Genomic DNA, 22,975 nt, shown 5'->3' with positions numbered 1-22,975 from the left:
TCAGCGCAAATTGCGAACAGGTATCAACAAAGGCTGGGGATGATAACAGACCCGGCCTTTGCTGAACACCAATCACCCCTATACCCCTGATAAATTCCATTAATCGGCCTGACGACGCAGGAACGCCGGGATGTCGAGGTAGTCCAGATCATCCTGTGGGTTGAGTTTAGCGGCTGCGGCAGCACCGCCGTGGGCCTGGTTGCGCATCACGGTCGGACGCTCCAGGTCACGGTAGTTGACCGCTGGCTGCTCCTGGCGGGCCGGTGCCGGGATGGACGCCTCGTAGGCCTGCTGGGCGTTCTGCAGGGTGTTGTCCACGACCTTGACCGGCTTCTCGATGCGCGCGCCCAGGCCGGTGGCCACTACGGTCACGTGCAGTTCGTCGCGCATGTCTGGGTCGATCACGGTGCCGACCTTGACCATTGCGTGGTCAGAGGCGAAGGCTTCGATGATGCTACCGACGTCGGAGTACTCGCCCAGGGACAGGTCCGGGCCTGCGGTGATGTTCACCAGGATGCCGCGGGCGCCCTGCAGGTTGACGTCCTCGAGCAGCGGGTTGCGGATCGCCGCCTCGGTCGCTTCGCGGGCACGGTTCGGGCCGCTGGCGCAACCGGTCCCCATCATTGCCATACCCATTTCGCCCATCACGGTGCGCACGTCGGCGAAGTCGACGTTGATCATGCCTGGGCGCTTGATGATGTCGGAGATACCGCGTACGGCACCGGCTAGCACGTCGTCGGCCTTGGCGAAGGCAGACAGCAGGCTGGCATCCTTGCCCAGGATGGTCAGCAGCTTCTCGTTGGGGATGGTGATCAACGAGTCGACGCTCTCGGCCAGCATACGAATGCCTTCATCGGCGATCTGCATGCGCTTGCGGCCTTCGAACGGGAACGGACGGGTCACCACCGCAACGGTGAGGATGCCCATTTCCTTGGCCACTTCGGCGATGATCGGCGCAGCACCGGTACCGGTACCGCCACCCATGCCGGTGGTGATGAACACCATGTTGGTGCCCTGCAGCACTTCGGCGATGCGCTCGCGGTCTTCCAGCGCAGCCTGGCGGCCGACTTCCGGATTGGCACCTGCACCCAGACCCTTGGTGACGCCGGTACCCAGTTGCAGGATGGTGCGCGCGCCGATGTTCTTCAGCGCCTGTGCATCGGTGTTGGCGCAGATGAACTCGACGCCTTCGATGTTGCTTTTGACCATGTGGTTGACGGCGTTGCCGCCACCACCGCCGACACCGATCACTTTGATGACCGGGCTTTGCGGGACGTTGTCTACGAGCTCGAACATTTTCCCTCTCCTTACAGTTCTCTAGTTTTTGCGCCTACCACTACTGCTTTGAAACTTAGAAGTTGCCCTGGACCCAACGCTTGAATCGCTCAAGCACCGGGGCCTTCGGTTCATCGCCATAGCTGTTGCTGCTGCTGTTACCGGTCAAGGGCAGGTCCTCGGTCTGCTTTTGCAGGCCATAGGTGAGCAGGCCCACGCCGGTGGAATAGATCGGGTTGCGTACGACATCGCTCAGCCCCCGAACGCTGTGCGGCACGCCCAGGCGTACCGGCATGTGGAAGATTTCCTCGGCCAATTCCACGGCGCCTTCCATCTTCGCGGTGCCACCGGTGAGGACGATGCCGGCCGGCACCAGGTCCTCGTAACCGCTGCGACGCAGCTCGGCCTGGATGAGGGTGAAGAGCTCGTCGTAACGGGGCTCCACCACCTCGGCCAGGGCCTGGCGCGACAGCTCGCGCGGCGGGCGATCGCCCACGCTCGGCACTTTGATGGTCTCGCCGGCGCCGGCCAGCTTGGCCAGGGCGCAGGCGTAGCGGATCTTGATTTCCTCGGCGTACTGGGTCGGCGTACGCAAGGCCATGGCGATGTCGTTGGTCACCTGGTCGCCGGCGATCGGGATCACCGCGGTGTGGCGGATAGCGCCTTCGGTGAAGATGGCGATATCGGTGGTGCCACCACCGATGTCCACCAGGCACACGCCCAGTTCTTTTTCGTCATCGGTCAGCACCGAGTAGGCCGAGGCCAGCTGCTCGAGGATGATGTCGTCGATTTCCAGGCCGCAGCGGCGCACGCATTTTTCGATGTTCTGCGCGGCATTGACCGCGCAGGTGACCACGTGAACCTTGGCCTCCAGGCGTACGCCCGACATGCCCAGGGGCTCGCGCACGCCCTCTTGGTTGTCGATCACGTAGTCCTGCGGCAGGGTGTGCAGCACCCGCTGGTCGGCCGGAATGGCCACGGCCTGGGCAGCGTCGAGCACGCGCTCGAGGTCAGCGGTGCTCACTTCCCGGTCGCGGATGGCGACGATGCCGTGGGAGTTCAGGCTGCGGATGTGATTGCCGGCGACACCGACGAATGCCGAGTGGATACGGCAGCCGGCCATCAGCTGCGCTTCTTCCACGGCGCGCTGGATCGACTGCACGGTCGATTCGATGTTCACCACCACGCCCTTCTTCAGGCCGCGGGACGGGTGGGTGCCGATCCCCACGATCTCCAGGGAGCCGTCGTCGGCCACTTCACCCACCAGCGCCACCACCTTGGAGGTGCCGATGTCCAGCCCGACGATCATTTTGCCGCTATGCGCGTTTGCCATGGTCCTGCCTCTCTCTAATTCTTCGCAACGGCGGGTTGGGCCGTCGTCGGTGCAATCGGTTCCCGCCAGCCAACGGCAAGCCCGTTGGCGTACCGCAGATCAACGCGGGCGATGTTGGTGATCTGCTCTTTGAGTGTCTTGTCGTAAATGGCAATGAAACGGCGCATCTTCTCCACCAGGTGGTCGCGCCCCAGCAGCAGCTCGATCCCAGGCCCGGCGCTGCCCGCGCCGGTGGTCAGGAACCAGCTGCCTCGCTCGCGCAGCTCCAGGCGAGCGATGGAAAAGCCCAAGGGGCGCAGCATCTGGCTCAATACCTGATACTGCTGCATGACTTGTTGCTGAGCGCGCTGCGGCCCGAACAGCTGCGGCAGGTGCTCGTAGTTGGCCAGTTCGCGCGGGGTGAAGGCCTGCCCCTGATTGTTGATCAGGGCCTGGTCGCCCCAACGCGCCACCGGCAACTGTTCTTCCAGGCGGATCACCACCTCGTCCGGCCAGACACGGCGGACTTCGGCATGGGCGATCCACGGCATCTGCTCGAGCTCCGTGCGCATCGCCGTGAGGTCGACGCTGAAGAAGCTCGCGGCCACGTAGGGCGCGATCCGCTGCTGCACCGCCTGCTGGCTGATGTAGCTCAGGTCGCCCTGCACGGCGATCTTGGTGATCGGCCGATCGGCGTACGGCATCAGGCGCACGGCACCTTCATAGGCACCGAAGCCCGCGGCGACCAGCAGCACCGGCCACAGCAGGCGCTTGAACACACTGAAATTGGCCTTGGGCAGGCGCGCCGACATTGGCTCCTTGGCCACCAGTCGGCTGGCACCACGCGGCACCGGCTTGCTACGGCCGGTGGCGGGTTGCTGATGACGTAACATCGCGCCTTGCATGGCTGTTAACCTCGCGTCTCGACGCTGGCGGCCAGGATCGCCAGCACCAATTGCTGGAAGTCCAGGCCGGCCGCGCGGGCCGCCATGGGCACCAGGCTATGGTCGGTCATGCCGGGTGCGGTGTTGACTTCGAGCAGCCAGAACCGGCCCTGCTCGTCCTGCATCACGTCCAGCCGGCCCCAGCCTTCGATACCAATGGCATCGCAGGCGCGCGCGGTCAGGTCGATCAGTTCCTGTTCCTTGGCACTGTCCAGCCCGCACGGGATGCGGTACTGGGTGTCATTGGCGATGTACTTGGCGTCGTAGTCGTAGAACACGTGCGGGGTGCCCAGCGCGATCGGCGGCAGCACCTGGCCACGCAGCACCGCGACGGTGAACTCCGGGCCGCGAATCCACTGTTCGACCAACACCTGGGAATCGTACTTGGCGGCATCCTTCCAGGCAGCGACCAGCTCTTCGACGCTGTTCACCTTGGCCATGCCGATACTGGAACCTTCATGGGCCGGTTTGACGATCAAAGGGAAGCCCAGTTCCGTGCCGGCCTCGACACAATCGTTTTCGTTACCCAGCACGGCGTGGCGCGGGGTCGGGATGCCCAGGCTCTGCCAGACCTGCTTGGTACGCAGCTTGTCCATGGCCAGCGCCGAGGCGAGGATGCCGCTGCCGGTGTAGGGAATGCCCAGGCACTCCAGCAGGCCCTGCATGCTGCCGTCTTCGCCGCCACGACCATGGAGGATGATGAAGGCGCGGTCGATCTTCTCGCTCTGCAGGCGAGCCAGCAGGTCATCGCCCACGTCGATGCCGACCACGTCGACACCGGCGTCGGTCAGTGCCTGCAGCACGGCCTTGCCGGACTTGAGCGAGACTTCGCGCTCGGCGCTCTTGCCGCCGTACAGCACGGCGACCCGCCCGAAGGCCTTCACGTCCAGGGTGGAATGCAACTTGGCGTATGCGCTGCTCATTTCGACTTCTCCGGGCTGGCGACGGCGCCAGCGAACAGCGGGCTCTTGATCAGTTGCGGGGCCAGGCCGCCGATGTCACCGGCGCCCTGGCACAGCAGGATGTCATCGGCACGCAGCAGTGGCTTGACCAGCGGTGCCAGGTCGACACCACGCTCGATGTAGATCGGGTCCAACTGACCGCGCTGGCGGATGCTGTGGCACAGCTGGCGGCTGTCGGCACCGGGGATCGGCTCTTCGCCGGCCGGGTACACCTCCATCAGCAACAGCACGTTGGCATCGGCCAGCACCTGCACGAAATCGTCGTACAGGTCGCGGGTACGGCTGTAGCGGTGCGGCTGGTAGACCATCACCAGGCGCCGGCTCGGCCAGCCGCCACGCACCGCCTTGATCACCGCAGCCACTTCGGTCGGGTGGTGGCCGTAGTCGTCGACCAGCATCACGCTGCCACCTTCGACCGGCAGCTCGCCATACACCTGGAAGCGTCGGCCGACGCCCTGGAAGCCGGACAGCCCCTGGACAATGGCTTCGTCGCTGATGCCTTCGTCAGTGGCAATGGCGATGGTGGCCAGGGCATTGAGCACGTTGTGGTTGCCCGGCATGTTGACCGAGACGTCCAGCGGCTCGCGGTCGCGGCGCAACACGGTGAAGTGCGTTTGCATGCCCTGCTGGCGCACGTTGATCGCGCGGATGTCGGCCTCGTCGCTGAAGCCGTAGGTGACGCTCGGGCGCTTGACCTGCGGCAGGATCTCACGCACCACCGGGTCGTCCAGGCACATCACCGCCAGGCCATAGAACGGCAGGTTGTGCAGGAATTCGACGAAGGTTTTCTTCAGCTTGTTGAAGTCGCCTTCATAGGTGGCCATGTGGTCGGCGTCGATATTGGTGACCACCGCGACCATCGGCTGCAGGTGCAGGAAGCTGGCGTCGCTCTCGTCGGCCTCGGCGATCAGATAGCGGCTGGTGCCGAGCTGGGCATTGGTGCCGGCGGCAGTCAGGCGGCCGCCGATGACGAAGGTCGGGTCCAGGCCGCCAGCGGCGAATACCGAGGCCAGCAGGCTGGTGGTAGTGGTCTTGCCATGGGTGCCGGCCACGGCGATGCCATGGCGGTAGCGCATCAGCTCGGCGAGCATCTCGGCGCGTGGCACGACGGGAATGCGACGTTCCAGGGCGGTGGCAACTTCCGGGTTGGCCGGGTTGATCGCGCTGGATACCACCAGCACATCGGCGTTGGCCGCGTTCTCGGCACGGTGGCCGACGAAGATCTCGGCACCGAACGACTCCAGGCGCTCGGTAACCGGCGAGGCCTTGAGGTCGGAGCCGGACACCTGGTAACCCAGGTTCAGCAACACTTCGGCGATGCCGCACATGCCCACACCGCCGACACCGACGAAGTGGATACGACGGATACGGCCCATCTTCGGCTGGGGCATGGCTTTCTGGCTCTCAACCATGGGCCACCTCCAGGCAGATGTCGACCACGGTGCTGGTTGCGGCAGGTTTGGCCAGGCGCCGTGCGGTGCTGGCCATGGTGTTGAGTTTCTCGGGTTGCATCAGCACCTCGTTCAGGCGTTCAGCGAGCTGCGCTGCGCCAGTTGTCGCTTGTGGCATCAGGAAGGCGGCGCCTTCACGTGCCAGGTATTGGGCGTTGTGGGTCTGGTGGTCATCGATGGCATGGGGCAAGGGCACCAGCACCGAAGGCAGGCCTGCGGCCGCCAGTTCGCTGACGGTCAGGGCACCGGCCCGGCAGACCACCATGTCGGCCCAGCCATAGGCGTGGGCCATGTCCTTGATGAAGGGCTCTACCTGAGCCTCGACCCCGGCCTCGCGATAACGCTCGGCGGTGATCGGCGCATGCTGCTTGCCGGCCTGGTGGAACACCTCGGGGCGTACACTGGCGGGCACTTCCGACAGGGCCTTAGGCAGCAATTTGTTCAATGGTTCCGCACCCAGGCTGCCGCCGAGCACCAACAGGCGTGCACGGCGCTCGGCCAGGGGCGCGCGATGGGCATCCAGGAACAGCTCCGGGCGTACCGGGTTACCGGTGGTACGGCGCTTGTCGCTGGCCTCGAAGGTGTCCGGGAAAGCCTCGCAGACACGGGCCGACAATGGCACCAGCAGCCGATTGGCGGTACCGGCGCGGGCATTCTGCTCGTGAATCACCAGTGGAACGCCGCACAGCCGTGCGGCAACGCCGCCAGGACCGGTCACATAACCGCCGAAGCCCAGCACGCATACCGGCTTGAGCTGACGAATGACACGCCGCGCCTGGAGCACAGCCTTGACCAAGGTGAAGGGCGCCTTGAGCAGCGACAGCTTGCCCTTGCCACGCAGGCCGCTGACCTGGATCAGGTGCAGGGGCAGGCCAGCCTGGGGCACTAGCTCGTTCTCGATGCCACGCGGGGTACCTAGCCAGTGCACGCTGTAGCCACGGGCCTGGAATTCGCGGGCACAGGCCAGGGCCGGGAACACATGCCCTCCGGTGCCGCCAGCCATGATCAGGACGTTCTTGCCGTCAGCGGCCATGATAGGTCTCCTCGGCAAAATCGCTTTCCTTGAATTCGTGCTCCTCGCTGCCCAGGTGCGTGCGGCTCTCCCATTCGATGCGCAGCAACAAGCCCACACAGGCACAGCAGATCACCAGGGAACTGCCGCCGTAGCTGAGGAATGGCAAGGTCAGGCCCTTGGTAGGCAGCAGGCCGACGTTCACACCGATGTTGATCAGGAACTGGCCGATCCACAGGAAAGCCAGGCCGAATGCCATGTAGGCGGCGAAGAACTGCTTGGCCTTCTCGGCCCACAGGCCGATGTACAGGGCACGCACGGTGACGAAGACGAACAACGCCACGGTGCACAGCGAGCCGACCACACCCAGCTCCTCGGCCAGTACCGAGAACACGAAGTCGGTGTGCGCCTCGGGCAGGTAGAACTGCTTCTGCACACTGTTGCCCAGGCCCACGCCCAGCCATTCGCCGCGACCGAAGGCGATCAGCGCCTGGGTCAACTGGTAGCCGGAGCCGAACTGGTCGGCCCACGGGTCGGTGAAGGTGATCAGGCGCGCCATCCGGTAGGGTTGCGCCTGGACCAGGACGAACACCGCCACCACCGCCAGCGCCACCATCAGGCTGAAGCGGAACAGACCCACCCCGCCGAGGAACAGCATGGCCGCCGCGGCGCCCATCATGACCACAGTGGCCCCGAAGTCCGGCTCCATCAGCAGCAGGCCTGCCATCGGCAGCAGGACGATGAACGGCTTGAAGAAGCCCATCCAGCTTTCGCGCACCTCCTGTTGCCGGCGAACCAGGTAGCCAGCCAGGTAAATGACCACGAAGACCTTGGCGATCTCCGAAGGCTGGACGTTGAAGAAGCTGAAGCCGATCCAGCGCATCGAGCCGTTCACTTCCCGGCCGATGCCCGGCACCAGCACCAGCACCAGCAGGCCGAAGGCGCCGACCAGCATGGTGAAGCCCATGCGTTGCCAGGTGGCGATCGGGACCAGCAGGGTGGCGCCGCAGGCGACCAGGCCCAGGGCTACGTACACCAGGTGCCGGAACATGTGGTACAGCGGGTTGCCCGACTGCACCGCGGCGACTTCCGAGGACGCCGAGGTGATCATCACCAGGCCCAGGCCGAGCAGCGCCAGGCAACCGGCGAGGAAGGCGAAGTCCAGGTCGATGCCGCGACCGCTGATCAGTGGCGATGGGTAGGGCTTGAGGATGCCGAAGATCATGCCAGCCCTCCCGCCGCCTGGGCGAACAGGCGCCCGCGTTCTTCGAAGTTCTTGAACATGTCCAGGCTCGCGCAGGCCGGCGACAGCAACACGGCGTCGCCGGGCTGGGCCAGCTCGGCGCACTGCTGCACCGCTTCGTCCAGGGTCTTGACCCTGACTTGGCGCACGCCCTCGCCCAGCGACTCGGCCAGGCGTTCGGCGTCACGGCCGAGCAGCACCACCGCGCGGCAGAAACGCGCCACCGGCTCGCGCAAGGCAGAGAAATCGGCGCCCTTGCCATCGCCACCGGCGATCAGCACCAGCTTGCCGTCGATATCCGCGCCCAGGCCTTCGATCGCCGCCAGGGCGGCACCGACATTGGTGGCCTTGGAGTCGTCGTACCAGTTGACGCCATTGCGCTCGCGCACCCATTGGCAGCGGTGGGCGAGCCCGGCGAATTCGCGCAGGGCTTCGAGCATCGGGGCGAACGGCAGGCCCACGGCATGACCCAGGGCCAGGGCGGCCAAGGCGTTGCTCTGGTTGTGGGCACCACGGATCTTCAGCTCGCGCACCGGCATCAATGCCTGGAACTCGAAGGCCAGGTGTTTCTCGCCGTTCACTTCACGCAGGCCGAAGGCCTTGAAGTCCGGAGTATTGAGACCGAAGGTCCAGCATGGGCGGCCTTCGACCGGCAAAGGCCGGCTCAGGGCATCCTGGCGGTTGACCACCACCTGACGCGCGCCACGGAAGATCCGGTGCTTGGCCAGGTGATAGGCCGGCAGGCCGCTGTAACGGTCCATGTGGTCTTCACTGATGTTGAGCACGGTGGCCACTTCGGCGTTGAGCTGGTCGGTGGTCTCCAGCTGGAAGCTGGACAACTCCAGGACGTACAGCTCCACGGTGTCGTCCAGCAGGTCCAGCGCCGGAGTGCCCAGGTTGCCGCCCACGGCCACGCGCTTGCCAGCCTTGGCGGCCATTTCGCCGACCAGGGTGGTCACGGTGCTCTTGGCATTGGAGCCGCTGATGGCCACGATCGGCGCCTTGGCGAAACGTGCGAACAGCTCGATGTCGCCGGACAGCTTCACGCCACGTGTGGCAGCCTGCTGCAGCGCCGGGGTGGCCAGGGCCAGGCCAGGGCTGACATAGAGTTCGCTGGCGCGGCACAGGAAGTCCACGTCCAATTCGCCACAGCGCACTTCCACCTGCGGGTATTCACGGCGCAGGGTGTCCAGTTCCGGCGGCTGCTCGCGGGTGTCGGCGACCGCAAAGGCGATGCCCCGGTTCGCCAGGAAGCGAACCAGGGACATGCCGCTCTTGCCGAGGCCGACAACGATGCGGAATTGGTCGGAAGCGATCAGTGACACGCTCGTCTACCTCAGTTTCAGGGTGGCAAGGCCGATCAGCACCAGAATCACGGTGATGATCCAGAATCGGACGATCACCCGCGGCTCGGGCCAACCCTTGAGTTCAAAGTGGTGGTGAATCGGCGCCATGCGGAACACGCGCTTGCCGGTCAGCTTGAAGGAGGCCACCTGGATCACCACCGAAAGGGTCTCCATGACGAACACGCCACCCATGATGAACAGCACGATCTCCTGGCGGACGATGACCGCGATGGTGCCCAGGGCCGCGCCCAGCGCCAGGGCGCCGACGTCGCCCATGAAGACCTGGGCCGGGTAGGTGTTGAACCACAGGAAGCCCAGCCCGGCGCCGATCAGCGCGCCGCAGAACACAATCAGCTCGCCGGCACCCGGCACGTAGGGGATCAGCAGGTATTCGGCGAACTTCACGTTGCCCGACAGGTAGCAGAAGATGCCCAGGGCACCGCCGACCATCACCGTCGGCATGATCGCCAGGCCATCGAGACCGTCGGTCAGGTTGACCGCGTTGCTCGAGCCGACGATGACGAAATAGGTCAGCACGACGAAGCCGATGCCCAGCGGAATGGTCACGTCCTTGAGCATCGGCACGATCAGGGTGGTCTCCACGCTGGTCGGCGCAGTCATGTAGAGGAACACTGCGGCCCCCAGGCCGAACACCGACTGCCAGAAGTATTTCCAGCGGCTTGGCAGCCCGCGGGAGTTCTTCTCGATCACCTTGCGGTAGTCGTCGACCCAGCCGATGGCGCCGAACAGCAGGGTCACGATCAGCACGACCCAGACGTAGCGGTTGGTCAGGTCGGCCCACAGCAGGGTGCTGATGCCGATGGCGGACAGGATCAGCGCACCGCCCATGGTCGGGGTGCCGGACTTGGACAGGTGCGATTGCGGGCCGTCGTTGCGCACGGCCTGACCGATCTGGCGGATCTGCAGGGTACGAATCATCCACGGCCCCAGCCACAGTGCCAGGGACAATGCGGTCAGCACGCCCAGGATCCCGCGCAGGGACAGGTACTGGAAGACCGCGAAGCCCTTGTGGAACTGTTGCAGATACTCGGCCAACAGCAGCAGCATTAATGTTTCTCCCCGCTGGCACCGCACAAAGCCGCCACGACGTTTTCCATCGCAGCGCTGCGCGAGCCCTTGATCAAGATAGTGGTGTCGCTGGCAGTCTCGGCGCGAACGGCATCGATAAGCTCAGCTTGAGTAGCGAAATGACGGCCATTGGCACCGTACGCCGCGACCGCATGGGCCATGTTGGTACCCACTGCGTACAGGGCGTCGACCTTGCCGCGCGCATAGTCGCCCACCTGACGGTGACCTTCCTGCGCCCATTGCCCCAGTTCGCCGATATCCCCGAGCACCAGGACGGTGCGGCCGGAAAAGCCGGCGAGTATATCAATGGCGGCGCACATCGAGGTGGGATTTGCGTTGTAGCTGTCGTCGATCACCCGCACGCCGTTGGGGGCGATCTGCGCCACGGTACGGCCCTTGACCGGCTGCACCGCGCCAAGGCCTGCGGCGATGCCGCTCAGGCTCAGACCGACGGCATGGGCGGCGGCAGCGGCAGCCAAGGCGTTGCTGACATTATGGGTACCCAGCAGGTTCAGTTGCACCGGGACGCTGCCGTCCGGGCCATGCAAGGTGAACGACGGGCAGCCCCGGGCGTCGCGACCGATGTCGCTGGCGTGGAAGTCGGCCTGCGGATTGTCCAGGGCGAAACTCAGGATGCGGTGCTCGCCCGCACGCTTGCGCCAGGTATCGAAGGCCTTGTCGGCCAGGTTGAGGATGGCGGTCCCCCCCACGCCCAGGCCTTCGAGGATCTCGCCCTTGGCCTCGACGATTTTCTCGGGGCCACCGAATTCGCCCACATGGGCAGTGCCGGCATTGTTGATGATGGCCACCTGGGGTTGGGTCAGGCCGACGGTGTAGCGGATCTCGCCGATACGCGAGGCCCCCAGTTCGATCACCGCGGCGCTGTGTTCAGGCGCGATCTCCAACAAGGTCAGCGGCGCGCCGAGGTCGTTGTTCAGGTTGCCACGGGTCGCCAGCACCGGACCACGGGTACGCAGGATACAGGCCAGCATTTCCTTGACCGTGGTCTTGCCGCTGGAGCCGGTGATGGCCACCACCGGCTTGTCGAACGCGGCACGGTTCAGGGCGCCGAGCTGGCCCAGGGCGACGCGGCAGTCGGCGACCAGCAGCTGCGGCAGGTCGACATCGGCGACTTCGCGCTCGACCAGGGCGGCGACGGCGCCCTTGGCCTTCACGTCAGCCAGGTAGTCATGGCCATCGAAGCGCGGCCCGGCCAGGGCGACGAACAGCTGGCCGGCAGCCACGGTCCGGCTGTCGATGCTCACGCCGGTAAAGCTGGCATCGGCACCGACCACACGTGCCTGCAGCGGCGTGGCCAGCTGGCTGAGTGTCATGGGCTTAAGCATCGGTCGCCTCCCAGGCTGCAAGTGCCTTCTCGGCTTCGATCAAGTCGGAGAAATCATGGCGCTGACCATTGATCTCCTGGTAATCCTCATGCCCCTTGCCGGCCAGCACGATCACGTCGTTCGCGGCCGCAGTGGCGATCAGGTGGGCGATGGCCTCGCCACGACCGGCGACGAACTCGACGTCGGCGGGTTTGGCAAAGCCGGGGCGGATGTCATCGAAGATCCGCAGGGGGTCTTCGGTGCGCGGGTTGTCATCGGTGACCAGCACGCGATCGGCCAGGCGCTCGGCTACTGCGGCCATCAGCGGACGCTTGCCGCGATCGCGGTCGCCACCACAGCCGAACAGGCACAGCAGGCGGCCATGGGCGTGGGGGCGCAGGGCTTCCAGGACTTTTTCCAGGGCGTCCGGGGTGTGCGCGTAGTCGACCACCACCAACGGCTTGTCGCCGCCTCCCAGGCGCTGCATGCGACCGACCGGGCCTTGCAGCTGCGGGGTGACCTTGAGGATTTCGTCCAGCGGGTAGTCCAGCGCCAACAGCGTGGCGACCGCGGCGAGCATGTTGCTCAGGTTGAAGCGGCCCAGCAGCTGGCTGCGCAGGGTATGTTCGCCCTGGGCGGTGACGAGGATGGCGCGCACGCCATCGTCATCGAAATGGGCTTCGCGGCAGAACAGCGAAGCGTCCGGGTTTTCCAGGCTGTAGCTGAGCAGCCGGGTTTCGACATGCTCGGGGCTCGGGCGCCGGGCAAAGTCTTCAGCCAGGCGACGCCCGAACTCATCGTCCAGGTTGACCACCTGGCAACGCAGGTTCGGCCAGGCGAACAGCTTGGCCTTGGCGGCCTCGTAGGCCTCCATGCTGCCGTGGTAGTCCAGGTGATCGCGGGACAGGTTGGTCATCACCGCGATATCGAAGGCCAGGGCGGCGACCCGGCCCTGTTCCAGGGCGTGGGAGGAAACCTCCATGGCCACGGCCTTGGCGCCACCTTTCTTGAGGTCGTTCAGGGTCGCCTGCACAGCGATAGGGTCCGGGGTGGTCAAGCGGCCGCTGCGCAGCTCGCCATAAAAACCGGTACCCAGCGTGCCGATCAGCCCGCAGCGCTGGCCCAACGCATCGAGGGCCTGGGCCACCAGCTGGGTGACGCTGGTCTTGCCGTTGGTACCGGTGACACCCACCAGGTCGAGCTGGCGACTGGGCTCGCCGTAGAAGCGCCCGGCGATCTCCGACAGCTGGCCGATCAGGCCACGCACCGGGATCAGGGGCGCCTCGGTGATCGGCAGAACGCTGGCGCCCTGCTCTTCGTAGGCCACGGCGGCAGCGCCGCGAGCCAGTGCATCGGCAATGTGCGCACGACCGTCGACCTTGGCACCGGGAACGGCCAGGAACAGGTCACCCGGCCGGACCAGGCGGCTGTCGAGGGTCAGCTCGCGGATCAACGGATCGCGGCTGGCATGGGCGAAAAGCTTGCTCAATGGCATTGTCATCAACCACGCCCTCCATTGGCGGGTACTGCGCTGGCCTGCTGGGTCTGGGGCTGGGTCGCCGAAGGGGCCGGTGGCGGTGGCAGGTTGTCCGGCGGCACGTTCATCAGGCGCAGGGTGCCCGACATCACCTTGCTGAATACCGGGGCCGATACCAGACCGCCGAAATAGCCACCCTTGCTCGGCTCGTCGATGACCACGACGATGGCGTAGCGCGGGTCGCTCATCGGGCCGAAGCCTGCGAACAGCGAACGGTAGGCATTTTCCCGGTAGCCCTTGGCACCCACGGATGCCTTGCGCGCGGTACCCGACTTGCCGCCGACGTGATAGAACGGCACCTGCGCACGGAACACGCCCCGCGGCGCCTCGATCACCTGTTGCAACATCGCCTGGACGGTTTCGGCCGTTTCCTTCGGGATCGCCTGCACGGCCTCCGGTGCCTTGTCGACCTTGACGATGGACAACGGCACCATCTTGCCGTCGTTGGCCAGGGCGGCATAGGCATGCACCAGCTGCAAGGCAGTCACCGAGACGCCATACCCATAGGACAAGGTGGCGGTTTCGGCCTTGCGCCATTCACGGTGGTTAGGCAGGTTGCCGACGCGCTCGCCCGGGAAACCCAAGCCTGTGTACTGGCCAAGCCCCAGTTGCGACATGACCCGGTAGATCGCCTCGCCACCGATATCGAAGGCGATCTTGCTCATGCCCACGTTACTGGAGTTGATCAGGATGCCGGTCAGGTCGAGGATCGGCCCCTCGCTACGGGACACGTCCTTGATGGTGTAGCGGCCAATCTGCAGGCTGCCGGGGTAGACCTCGACCTTGTCGGTAGGCTTCCAGCGACCGCTCTGCAGGGCGGCACTCATGGAGATCGGCTTGACCGTGGAGCCTGGCTCGAACACGTCGATGATCGCCCGGTTGCGCATGGCCGCGGGGAACATGCTGCGGCGGTTGTTCGGGTTGTAGGTCGGCTGGTTGACCATGGCCAGAACCTCGCCGGTCTTGACGTCCATGATCACCAGGCTACCGGCCTTGGCTTCCTGCTCGGCGATGGCGTTGCGCAGCTCGCGGGTGGCCAGGTATTGCAGGCGCAGGTCGATCGACAACGCCAAGGTCTTGCCGGCCTTGGCGTTCTTGGTCACCTGGATGTCCTTGATCAACCGGCCGCGCCGGTCCTTGATCACTTGTCGCTTGCCGGGCACCCCGGCGAGCCATTCGTCATAGGCCAGCTCCACCCCTTCGCGACCGTGGTCGTCCAGGTCGGTGAAGCCGACCATGTGCGCGGTGACATCACCGGCCGGGTAGAAGCGCCGGAATTCCTCCATGCCGTAGACACCTGGCACCTTGAGGTCAAGCACCTGCTGCCCCTGCTCCGGGGTCAGACCCCGCACCAGGTAGATGAATTCCTTGCCAGCCTGCTGGGTCAGGCGGTCGGCCAACTGTTGAGGATTCTGCCCGAGTGCGGCGGCCAGTTGCGGCCAGCGCTCGCGGGAGGCCTGCATTTCCTTGGGGTTGGCCCACAAGGTGGTGACCGGCGTACTGACGGCCAACGGCTCGCCGTTGCGGTCGGTGATCAGGCCGCGGTGCGCGGGAATGGGAATATGGCGCAGGCTGCGGGCATCGCCCTGGCCCTTGAGGAAGTCGCGATCGACCACCTGCAGGTCAATGATGCGCCAGGCGATCGCGCCGACCATCAACGCCAGCAATGCGATCACCACCCGGAAGCGCCAGGGGTAGAGTGCGCCTTCAAGCTTCATCATGGCGCCACCATCCGCACTTCGTCGGCGGCCGGCACGCGCATCTTCAATTGCTCGGAGGCCAGGTTCTCGATACGGCTGTGAGCCGTCCAGGTACTTTGCTCGAGGATCAGCCGGCCCCATTCGGCCTGGGCCTTGTCACGCTCGTTCAGCTCACCGTACAGCGTGTTGAGCAGTTGGCGGTTCCAGTGGGCGCTGTAGGACACGGCAATGGCCGAAACCAGGACGCCGACGAACAGCAGAAGCATCAGGAAGCTTCCGCCTGGCAGGGGCTTGGCGAACAGCCGGCTCACCGCAATTTCTCCGCCACCCGCATGACGGCGCTGCGCGCCCGCGGGTTGGCCTTGAGTTCGGCTTCAGAGGCGAACTGCGCCTTGCCGATCAGGCGGATCTTCGGCTCGAACACCTTGTGCTGCACCGGCAGGTTGCGCGGCAGGTTGTCCGCCTCGCCCTTGGCCAGCTTGCGCATGAACAGTTTGACGATGCGATCTTCGAGCGAGTGGAAGCTGATCACCGCCAGGCGGCCACCGACTTCCAGCGCCTCGATAGCAGCCTCCAGGCCCGCCTCCAGGTCGCCCAGTTCGTTGTTGACATGGATGCGTAGGCCCTGGAAAGCGCGGGTCGCCGGGTTCTTGCCCTTCTCCCAGGCCGGGTTGGCGACCTTGAGGACTTCGGCCAGGTCGCCCGTGCGGGTGAACGGTTGCTGCTCGCGGCGCTGCACCACGGCGCGCGCCATGCGCTTGGCGAAACGCTCTTCGCCGTACTCTTTGAAGACACGAGCGATTTCTTCTTCGGGCGCGGTGGCAATGAACTCGGCAGCGCTGATGCCCTGGTCCGGGTTCATGCGCATATCCAAAGGGCCATCATTGAGGAAGCTGAAGCCGCGCTCCGGGTCGTCCAGCTGCGGCGACGACACGCCCAGGTCGAGCAGTACGCCGCTGACCTTGCCGTCCAAGCCACGCTGGGCGACTTCATCGCCCATCTCGGCAAAGCTGCGCTGCACAATGACAAAGCGGCCGTCTTCGGCCGCCAGCGCTTGCCCCGTGGCAATCGCTTGTGGATCTTTGTCGAAGCCCAGCAGCCGCCCTTGCGGCCCGAGCTTGCTGAGGATCAGGCGGCTATGCCCACCCCGGCCGAACGTGCCGTCCAGATAGCAACCGTCGGCGCGCAGGGCCAATGCCTCGACAGCCTCGTCGAGCAGCACGGTGATGTGGTTGAAGCCGCTATCTATCGTCACAGGATCAGGTCACGCAAATCGTCGGGCATGGCGCCCGGTTGTTGGATAGCTGCAAGATCAGCTGCCGAAACCGCGTTCCAGGCATCCTCATCCCACAGCTGGAATTTGTTCAGCTGCCCCACCAGCATCGCCTTCTTGTCGAGCTTGGCGTATTCGCGCAGGCGGGGCGGTACCAGGAAACGGCCACTGCCATCGAGCTCCAGGTCCACCGCATTACCGATCAGCAAACGCTGCAAACGGCGGTTTTCCTCACGCAGCGACGGCAAGGCACGCAACTTGGCTTCTATCTGTTCCCACTCATCGAGGGGATAAACACACAAGCAGGGGTCCACCGCGTCGATGGTCACGATCAATTGACCATTGCAACGCGAATCGAGCTCGTCACGGTACCGACTCGGCATGGCGAGTCGGCCCTTTGCATCGAGGCTGACGGCGTTAGCTCCGCGGAACACGGCTGCGATTCCCCACAATGTTAGCTTTTTTGTGTCAGAAAACCCACTTCATCCCACTTTCTGCCACTTGCGCACACTATAGGAATCCGTCCGGCACACCGTCAAGGCACGTTCAGAAGGAAATCCCTTATAGGACGGAGATTTAGCGCAACAAAGGAAGGAGGAAGCATTACCGGAAGGAAAAACTGGCGGGAAAAATCAAGTTCACTCAAGCGGATAGAGTGAGAACTTAAAGTGATTTATTAAGAGTAAGATTTTTTTGGTATTACCGGGACGTATCTGCTGACGATTCAAGCAGGGAAGGAAGGAGGTGGAGAGTCGATCTGTAAGCCGGGTTCTGTCGAGGACAGTCATTCCTCTACGACGGCCATCACTGGACGCCTTTAGCAACCTACCCGGTTCCGACGCGGGCCACGCCGTATGGAACCCTATTTGGTCTTGCTCCGAGTGGGGTTTACCTAGCCACGAACTGTTACCAGTCGCGCGGTGCGCTCTTACCGCACCTTTTCACCCTTACCGGCACCGAAGTGCTTAGGCGGTTGTTTTCTGTGGCACTTTCCGTAGGCTCGCGCCCCCCAGGCGTTACCTGGCACTCTGCCCTATGGAGCCCGGACTTTCCTCCCCCCTCTTTTGCGGAACAAAAGAAGGCAGCGACTGTCCAATCGACTCTCCGCCGACAAGGTTAACGGCACAGGCGCCCAAGAACAAGTGACTCGATGAACTATGTCACTTTGCCACTACTGCGCTTTTTGTTTTTCCAATGCCACCTGATAGAGCAGGTTCTTGCGCACACCGGTGATTTCCGCCGCCAGCGCAGCCGCACGCTTGAGTGGCAGCTCCGCCAGCAGCAGGTCCAGCACGCGCTGCGCTTCGCTGCTGATTGCCTGCTCGTCCTCGGGAGCACTCCAGCCACCCACCAGAACCACGCACTCACCACGCTGTTGGTTGCTGTCGCCTGCGACGAAGGCACGCAACTCACCCAACGGCAACCCCTTGAGCGTCTCGAAGGCCTTGGTCAGCTCACGGCCCAGCACCGCCGGGCGCTGTGCGCCGAATACCGCTTCCATGTCTTCCAGGCACTCGAGGATACGGTGCGGCGCCTCGTAGAAGATCAAGGTGCGCGGCTCCTCCTTGACCTGCTCGAGGCGAGCGCGACGGCCAGCCGCCTTGGCGGGCAGGAACCCTTCGAAGATGAACCGGTCCGACGGCAGGCCGGCCGCAGACAACGCGGCGATCAAGGCGCAAGCGCCCGGCACCGGCACCACCTGCACCCCGGCGGCGCGCGCCTGGCGCACGAGGTGGTAGCCGGGGTCGGAAATCAACGGCGTGCCCGCGTCGGACACCAAGGCCACGTCGTCGCCCGCCAGCAGGCGGGTGATGAAGCGCCCACCCTCGTCGCGCTCGTTGTGTTCATGGCAGGCGGCCAGAGGTGTATCGATGCCGAAGTGCTGGAGCAGGCGCACCGAGTGACGGGTATCCTCGGCGGCGATCAGCGCCACGTTGGCCAGCACCTTGAGGGCCCGTGCACTCATGTCCTCGAGGTTGCCGATCGGCGTGGCGACCACGTAAAGCGTGCCCATCGTGGATTTCGAAGCCCCTGCAACATCAGTCACTGCGCATACCTGTCATGTGGATCAAAGGCGCCATTGTAGCCCGAGCGCCCGCAACAACGCGCAAAGAACTTCACCGGCAACCCCCGCAAGGCGACCTATATTGAAGGATCAACGTCAGCGACATCGCGCCCCGGCCGACGCTTGGGTACAATTGCCGGCCAACTTGATCGAGTAACAGGACTTTTACATGATCGCTTGCCTGCGGCTGTTCACAGCCCTCTGCCTGACTGCCCTGCTGGCAGCCTGCGCCAGCTCGCCCTCATCCAGCCTGGGCGAACTGCCACGCACCCCAGATGCCAGCATCGAGCAACTGCTCGACAAGGCCGCCACCAGCAAGTCCGCTGAAGATGCCGCCCTGCTGCGCCTGAGCGCCGCCGACCTGGCCTATAAGCAGAAGGACTACCCACGCGCCGCACGCATTCTCGAGCAGGTCCCGTTGGACTCGCTCAAGCCTGCCCAGCAGGTGTTCGCCAGCACCCTGGCTGCCGAGCTCGCCATGAGCCGCAACCAGCCCAAGGCCGCCCTGACCGCCCTCGCCCACCCGAGCCTGCAGCGCCTGGGCGAACTGCCGCAGGAGCAGCAGGCACGCACCTACAGCGTCCACGCCGCCGCCCTCGAGGCCGATGGCCAGGCGCTGGCTGCCGCCCAGCAGCGCGTATTGCTCGCGCCCCTGCTCAGCGACCAGGCCGCTGCCGCCAACAACGACTCGATCTGGGCATTGGTCGCCTCGCTGCCGGCCGAACAGCTGCAACAGCCGGCCGCCAACGAGACCCTGGCCGGCTGGACCAGCCTGGCCCTGGCGGTGAAGAGCGCCGGCACCCTGGAGCAACAACAGGCCGCCATCGACACCTGGCGCAACCAGCACCCGGAACACCCCGCCGCCAAGCAACTGCCCCTGGCCCTGGTCAAGCTCAAGGAACTGGCCAGCCAACCGCTGACCAAGATCGCCCTGCTGCTGCCCCAGGAAGGACCGCTGGCCGGCGTCGCCCGCGCCCTGCGCGACGGCTTCATGGCGGCCCACTTCCAGGCCCAGCAATCCGGCCAGCCGGCTCCTGCCGTACAGGTGTTCGACAGCTCGCGCCTGACCTCGCTGGACGACTTCTACCGCCAGGCCCAGGCCGCCGGCGTGCAGCTGGTGGTCGGCCCGCTGGAAAAACCGCTGGTGAAGAAGCTCGCGGCCAACCCGCAACTGCCGATCACCACCCTGGCGCTGAACTACGCCGATGCCGGCCAGAAAGCACCACCCCAGCTGTTCCAGTTCGGCCTTGCCGCCGAGGACGAAGCCCGCGAAGTCTCGCGACGTGCCCGCGCCGATGGCCTGGTCCGCGCCGTGGCCCTGGTACCGAGCGGTGAATGGGGCGACCGCGTGCTCGCCGCCTTCCGCCAGGATTGGGAAGGCCATGGCGGCACGCTGCTGGCCGCCGAACGCATCGCCCAACCGGTCGCCTTGGCCCAGCAGATCGCCGAGCTGTTCCAACTGCGCCAGAGCGAAGGCCGCGCCAAGAGCCTGCAGAGCACCGTTGGCGGCACCATCGCCGCACAACCGTCGCGCCGCCAGGACATCGACTTCATCTTCCTCGCCTCCACACCGCAGCAGGCCCAGCAGATCAAGCCGACCCTGAACTTCCAGTACGCGGGCGACGTGCCGGTCTACGCCACCTCCAACCTCTACAGCGCCAGCGGTGACGTGAACCAGTACAACGACATGAACGGCATCCGCTTCTGCGAGACCCCTTGGTTGCTCGACAGCAGCAACAGCCTGCGCCAGCAGGTGGTCCAGCAGTGGCCCCAGGCCGCCGGCAGCCTCGGCCGCCTGTACGCCATGGGCGTGGACGCCTACAGCCTGGCCCCTCGCCTGGGCCAGCTGAAGGCCCTGCCGGACAACCGCATCGAAGGCCTCTCCGGCAGCCTGACCATGAGCCCCAGCCAGCGCGTCGAGCGCCAACTGCCCTGGGCCGAGTTCTCCGGCGGCCAGGTCAAGCGCCTGCCGGACACCCCACGCTGATGCCCGACGCATCGCCTTCCAGCGCAGGCCTTGCCGCGGAAAACCATGCCCTCGAATACCTTCGGGGGCATGGCCTGCGATTACTGGCGCGCAATTGGCGATGCAAGGGCGGTGAGCTCGATCTGGTCATGCTCGACGCCGATACAGTAGTATTCGTCGAAGTCCGCTACCGGTTGCATGCGGCCTTCGGCGGCGCCGTCGGCAGCATCGACGGACGCAAGCAGAAGCGACTGGCGCTAGCCGCCAACCTGTTCCTGCAGAAGGAGCCGCGCTGGGCCAACCAGCCCTGCCGCTTCGACGTTGTCGCCCTGCAGGGCAGCCACCACGCGGGCCAGCCGCTGCAATGGCTGAAAAACGCCTTCGAATGCTGAACCCATTCCGATTTTTTAGCTCTATGTTTCGCGGGCTGGTTCCTGTCGCGCGTCGCGTCGGCCACCGCCCCACTTAAGGTCACACCAGATGGACATGCAATCCCGAATTCGCCGGCTGTTCCAGGCCAGCATCGATACCAAGCAACAGGCGATGGACATCCTGGCACCCCACATCGAGCAGGCCAGCCTGGTCATGGTCAATGCGCTGCTCAATGAGGGCAAGATGCTTGCCTGCGGCAACGGCGGCTCGGCCGGCGACGCGCAGCACTTTTCCTCGGAGCTGCTCAACCGCTTCGAGCGCGAGCGCCCGAGCCTGCCGGCCATTGCCCTGACCACCGACAGCTCGACCCTGACCTCGATCGCCAACGACTACAGCTACAACGAAGTCTTCTCCAAGCAGATCCGCGCCCTGGGGCAACCGGGTGACGTGCTGCTGGCGATCTCTACCAGCGGCAATTCCGCCAACGTGATACAAGCGATTCAGGCCGCGCACGACCGTGAAATGATCGTCGTGGCACTGACTGGGCGTGACGGCGGCGGCATGGCCTCGCTGTTGCTGCCTGAAGATGTGGAGATCCGCGTGCCGTCGAACGTCACCGCGCGAATCCAGGAAGTCCACCTGCTGGCGATCCACTGCCTGTGCGACCTGATCGACAGCCAACTGTTCGGGAGTGAAGAATGATCCCCAAGCGCCTTGGCCTGATGGCCCTGACCCTGTGCCTGAGCATCTCCGGCTGCAGCTCGGTACTGACCTCGGCCCGCAACTCGCCCATCGAGGATGATCGCGGCACCCGCACCATCGGCAGCAAGATCGACGACTCGCTGATCGAAACCAAGGTCTCGGTGAACATCGCCAAGGCCCACGCCGATCTCGACAAGGGCTCGCACATCGTCGTCAGCAGTTACAACGGCATCGTCCTGCTGGCCGGCCAGACCCCGCGCGCCGACCTCAAGAGCTTGGCCGAACAAACCGCAGGCCAGGTACAGCGGGTCAAGAAGGTGCACAACGAACTGCAGGTCATGCAGCCCTCCTCGATCCTGGCGCGCAACAATGACGCCTGGCTGACCACCAAGATCAAGGCACAGATGCTCGGCGATGCCAACGTACCAAGCACGCGCATCAAGGTGATCACCGAGAACGGCATCGTCTACCTGCTGGGTCTGGTGACCCAACAGGAAGCCAACGCCGCCACCAATGTGGTCCAGGGTGTGTCGGGCGTGCAGAAGATCGTCAAGCTGTTCGAATACATCGATTGATACCCAACTGCATCGCCGGCAAGCCGGCTCCCGCCCGTCATGCGCTGCGTTACTGCGGGAGCCGGCTTGCCGGCGATGAGCCATGACCGGCAACAACAGCGTTCAACCAAAACCCAGGAAGTACCCATGAAGAAGTCCCTGCTGTCCGTCCTTGCAATCGGCGCCTTCGCCGCCCTGGCCGGTTGCTCCACCCCGAGCCAGATCACCCTCAACGACGGCCGCGAATTCCAGACCACCGACGCCCCGGAATACGACGCCGATTCGGGCTTCTATGAGTTCGAGCAACTGGACGGCAAACGCACCCGCGTCAACAAGGACCAGGTGCGCAGCATCAAGGACCTGTAATCACAGGTTCCGCGACACAAAAAAGGCGATCCATCCGGATCGCCTTTTTTGTTTACTTGACCACCTTGAGGCTGGGCCGGCCGCTCGGGCGCGGTGGCTCGGGCGGGCCATCGTCATCCGGCTCGACGCTTTCATCGTCCAGGTCGTCGCCGCCCATCAATGGCGGCTCCAGCTCGAACACCATGCCCTGGCCGTTCTCCCGGGCATAGATACCCAGGATCGCGCCCACCGGCACGAACAGCGAATGGGCCACACCACTGAAGCGGCCTTCGAAGCTCACGGCGTCGTTATCCATGTGCAGGCTGCGCACGGCGTTGGGGGAGATGTTCAGGACAATCTGGCCGTCACTGGCGAATCCCTGGGGAACCTGGACAGCCGGATATTCGGCGTTGACCAGCATATGGGGGGTGCAATCGTTGTCGACGATCCACTCATACAGCGCTCGAACCAGATAGGGGCGACTGGAGTTCATCAACGGCTC

At 64.9% G+C, this 22,975-nt stretch carries 22 protein-coding genes and 1 other RNA gene; 5 read left to right on the top strand and 18 right to left on the bottom strand.

Features of this window, described 5'->3' with window-relative positions; translation table 11 throughout:
• Window positions 1-99: 99 nt before the first annotated feature.
• The 17 genes from ftsZ to rsmI all read right to left on the bottom strand — a co-directional run bounded on the left by ftsZ (window position 100) and on the right by rsmI (window position 18,483).
• A complete protein-coding gene (gene ftsZ, locus K8374_RS04220; protein WP_084857291.1) occupies window positions 100-1,296 on the bottom strand; it encodes a cell division protein FtsZ in 1,197 nt (398 codons plus the stop codon).
• 55 nt (window positions 1,297-1,351) lie between these two features.
• Window positions 1,352-2,608 (bottom strand): cell division protein FtsA, encoded by a 1,257-nt coding sequence (ftsA, locus tag K8374_RS04215; protein ID WP_224458035.1) that lies wholly within the window; start codon window positions 2,606-2,608, stop codon window positions 1,352-1,354.
• A 14-nt stretch (window positions 2,609-2,622) separates the two neighbouring features.
• Window positions 2,623-3,492 (bottom strand): cell division protein FtsQ/DivIB, encoded by an 870-nt coding sequence (locus tag K8374_RS04210; protein WP_224458034.1) that lies wholly within the window; start codon window positions 3,490-3,492, stop codon window positions 2,623-2,625.
• Between the two features lie 5 nt (window positions 3,493-3,497).
• Entirely contained in the window at window positions 3,498-4,454 is a 957-nt protein-coding gene (locus K8374_RS04205; RefSeq protein WP_084857285.1) for a D-alanine--D-alanine ligase, read from the bottom strand.
• Window positions 4,451-5,905, bottom strand: coding sequence for a UDP-N-acetylmuramate--L-alanine ligase (murC, locus tag K8374_RS04200; RefSeq protein ID WP_224458033.1), 1,455 nt, complete (start codon window positions 5,903-5,905; stop codon window positions 4,451-4,453). Before murC ends, K8374_RS04205 begins: the two co-directional genes overlap by 4 nt.
• Complete coding sequence (murG, locus tag K8374_RS04195) at window positions 5,898-6,977, bottom strand: undecaprenyldiphospho-muramoylpentapeptide beta-N-acetylglucosaminyltransferase (protein ID WP_224458032.1); 1,080 nt, start codon at window positions 6,975-6,977, stop codon at window positions 5,898-5,900. The genes murC and murG overlap by 8 nt, the downstream gene beginning before the upstream one ends.
• A complete protein-coding gene (ftsW, locus tag K8374_RS04190; protein ID WP_084857279.1) occupies window positions 6,967-8,181 on the bottom strand; it encodes a putative lipid II flippase FtsW in 1,215 nt (404 codons plus the stop codon). Before ftsW ends, murG begins: the two co-directional genes overlap by 11 nt.
• On the bottom strand, window positions 8,178-9,524 hold the full coding sequence (gene murD, locus K8374_RS04185) for a UDP-N-acetylmuramoyl-L-alanine--D-glutamate ligase (protein ID WP_224458031.1): 1,347 nt from the start codon (window positions 9,522-9,524) through the stop codon (window positions 8,178-8,180). The genes ftsW and murD overlap by 4 nt, the downstream gene beginning before the upstream one ends.
• Before the next feature lie 6 nt (window positions 9,525-9,530).
• The gene (mraY, locus tag K8374_RS04180) at window positions 9,531-10,613 is read right to left on the bottom strand and encodes a phospho-N-acetylmuramoyl-pentapeptide-transferase (RefSeq protein WP_084857275.1); all 1,083 of its coding nucleotides are present in this window, start codon (window positions 10,611-10,613) and stop codon (window positions 9,531-9,533) included.
• Complete coding sequence (locus tag K8374_RS04175; protein ID WP_224458030.1) at window positions 10,613-11,980, bottom strand: UDP-N-acetylmuramoyl-tripeptide--D-alanyl-D-alanine ligase; 1,368 nt, start codon at window positions 11,978-11,980, stop codon at window positions 10,613-10,615. The genes mraY and K8374_RS04175 overlap by 1 nt, the downstream gene beginning before the upstream one ends.
• Window positions 11,973-13,460, bottom strand: a complete 1,488-nt coding sequence (locus K8374_RS04170) for a UDP-N-acetylmuramoyl-L-alanyl-D-glutamate--2,6-diaminopimelate ligase (protein WP_224458029.1) — start codon at window positions 13,458-13,460, stop codon at window positions 11,973-11,975. Before K8374_RS04170 ends, K8374_RS04175 begins: the two co-directional genes overlap by 8 nt.
• Window positions 13,460-15,214: a peptidoglycan D,D-transpeptidase FtsI family protein gene (locus K8374_RS04165; protein ID WP_224459269.1), complete on the bottom strand. Its 1,755-nt coding sequence runs from the start codon at window positions 15,212-15,214 to the stop codon at window positions 13,460-13,462. The genes K8374_RS04170 and K8374_RS04165 overlap by 1 nt, the downstream gene beginning before the upstream one ends.
• The gene (gene ftsL / locus K8374_RS04160) at window positions 15,214-15,507 is read right to left on the bottom strand and encodes a cell division protein FtsL (RefSeq protein WP_070092339.1); all 294 of its coding nucleotides are present in this window, start codon (window positions 15,505-15,507) and stop codon (window positions 15,214-15,216) included. Before ftsL ends, K8374_RS04165 begins: the two co-directional genes overlap by 1 nt.
• Window positions 15,504-16,451, bottom strand: coding sequence for a 16S rRNA (cytosine(1402)-N(4))-methyltransferase RsmH (gene rsmH, locus K8374_RS04155; protein ID WP_411969597.1), 948 nt, complete (start codon window positions 16,449-16,451; stop codon window positions 15,504-15,506). The genes ftsL and rsmH overlap by 4 nt, the downstream gene beginning before the upstream one ends.
• Window positions 16,448-16,903 (bottom strand): division/cell wall cluster transcriptional repressor MraZ, encoded by a 456-nt coding sequence (gene mraZ, locus K8374_RS04150; protein ID WP_011535546.1) that lies wholly within the window; start codon window positions 16,901-16,903, stop codon window positions 16,448-16,450. Before mraZ ends, rsmH begins: the two co-directional genes overlap by 4 nt.
• A gap of 310 nt (window positions 16,904-17,213) precedes the next feature.
• Window positions 17,214-17,573, bottom strand: an RNA gene (gene rnpB / locus K8374_RS04145) — RNase P RNA component class A.
• A gap of 67 nt (window positions 17,574-17,640) precedes the next feature.
• Window positions 17,641-18,483, bottom strand: coding sequence for a 16S rRNA (cytidine(1402)-2'-O)-methyltransferase (gene rsmI, locus K8374_RS04140; RefSeq protein WP_224458028.1), 843 nt, complete (start codon window positions 18,481-18,483; stop codon window positions 17,641-17,643).
• Window positions 18,484-18,703: 220 nt separating this feature from the next.
• Here rsmI and K8374_RS04135 point away from each other — a divergent pair, with 220 nt between their 5' ends.
• The 5 genes from K8374_RS04135 to K8374_RS04115 all read left to right on the top strand — a co-directional run bounded on the left by K8374_RS04135 (window position 18,704) and on the right by K8374_RS04115 (window position 22,494).
• A complete protein-coding gene (locus K8374_RS04135; RefSeq protein ID WP_224458027.1) occupies window positions 18,704-20,521 on the top strand; it encodes a penicillin-binding protein activator in 1,818 nt (605 codons plus the stop codon).
• The gene (locus K8374_RS04130) at window positions 20,521-20,892 is read left to right on the top strand and encodes a YraN family protein (protein ID WP_224458026.1); all 372 of its coding nucleotides are present in this window, start codon (window positions 20,521-20,523) and stop codon (window positions 20,890-20,892) included. Before K8374_RS04135 ends, K8374_RS04130 begins: the two co-directional genes overlap by 1 nt.
• 88 nt (window positions 20,893-20,980) lie before the next feature.
• Window positions 20,981-21,574, top strand: a complete 594-nt coding sequence (locus K8374_RS04125) for a phosphoheptose isomerase (protein ID WP_043207486.1) — start codon at window positions 20,981-20,983, stop codon at window positions 21,572-21,574.
• On the top strand, window positions 21,571-22,149 hold the full coding sequence (locus K8374_RS04120; protein ID WP_224458025.1) for a BON domain-containing protein: 579 nt from the start codon (window positions 21,571-21,573) through the stop codon (window positions 22,147-22,149). Before K8374_RS04125 ends, K8374_RS04120 begins: the two co-directional genes overlap by 4 nt.
• 126 nt (window positions 22,150-22,275) lie before the next feature.
• Window positions 22,276-22,494, top strand: coding sequence for a YgdI/YgdR family lipoprotein (locus K8374_RS04115; protein ID WP_084857259.1), 219 nt, complete (start codon window positions 22,276-22,278; stop codon window positions 22,492-22,494).
• Window positions 22,495-22,546: 52 nt separating this feature from the next.
• Here the strand turns inward: K8374_RS04115 and K8374_RS04110 are convergent, their stop codons facing one another.
• A complete protein-coding gene (locus K8374_RS04110; protein WP_084857257.1) occupies window positions 22,547-22,966 on the bottom strand; it encodes a ClpXP protease specificity-enhancing factor in 420 nt (139 codons plus the stop codon).
• Window positions 22,967-22,975 lie beyond the last annotated feature (9 nt).

It is taken from the genome of Pseudomonas sp. p1(2021b) (assembly GCF_020151015.1).
Taxonomy (GTDB): Bacteria; Pseudomonadota; Gammaproteobacteria; order Pseudomonadales; family Pseudomonadaceae; genus Aquipseudomonas; species Aquipseudomonas putida_K.
The sequence above is the reverse complement of the archived record's forward strand: the minus strand, read 5'-3'. Positions and strand labels throughout refer to the sequence as shown.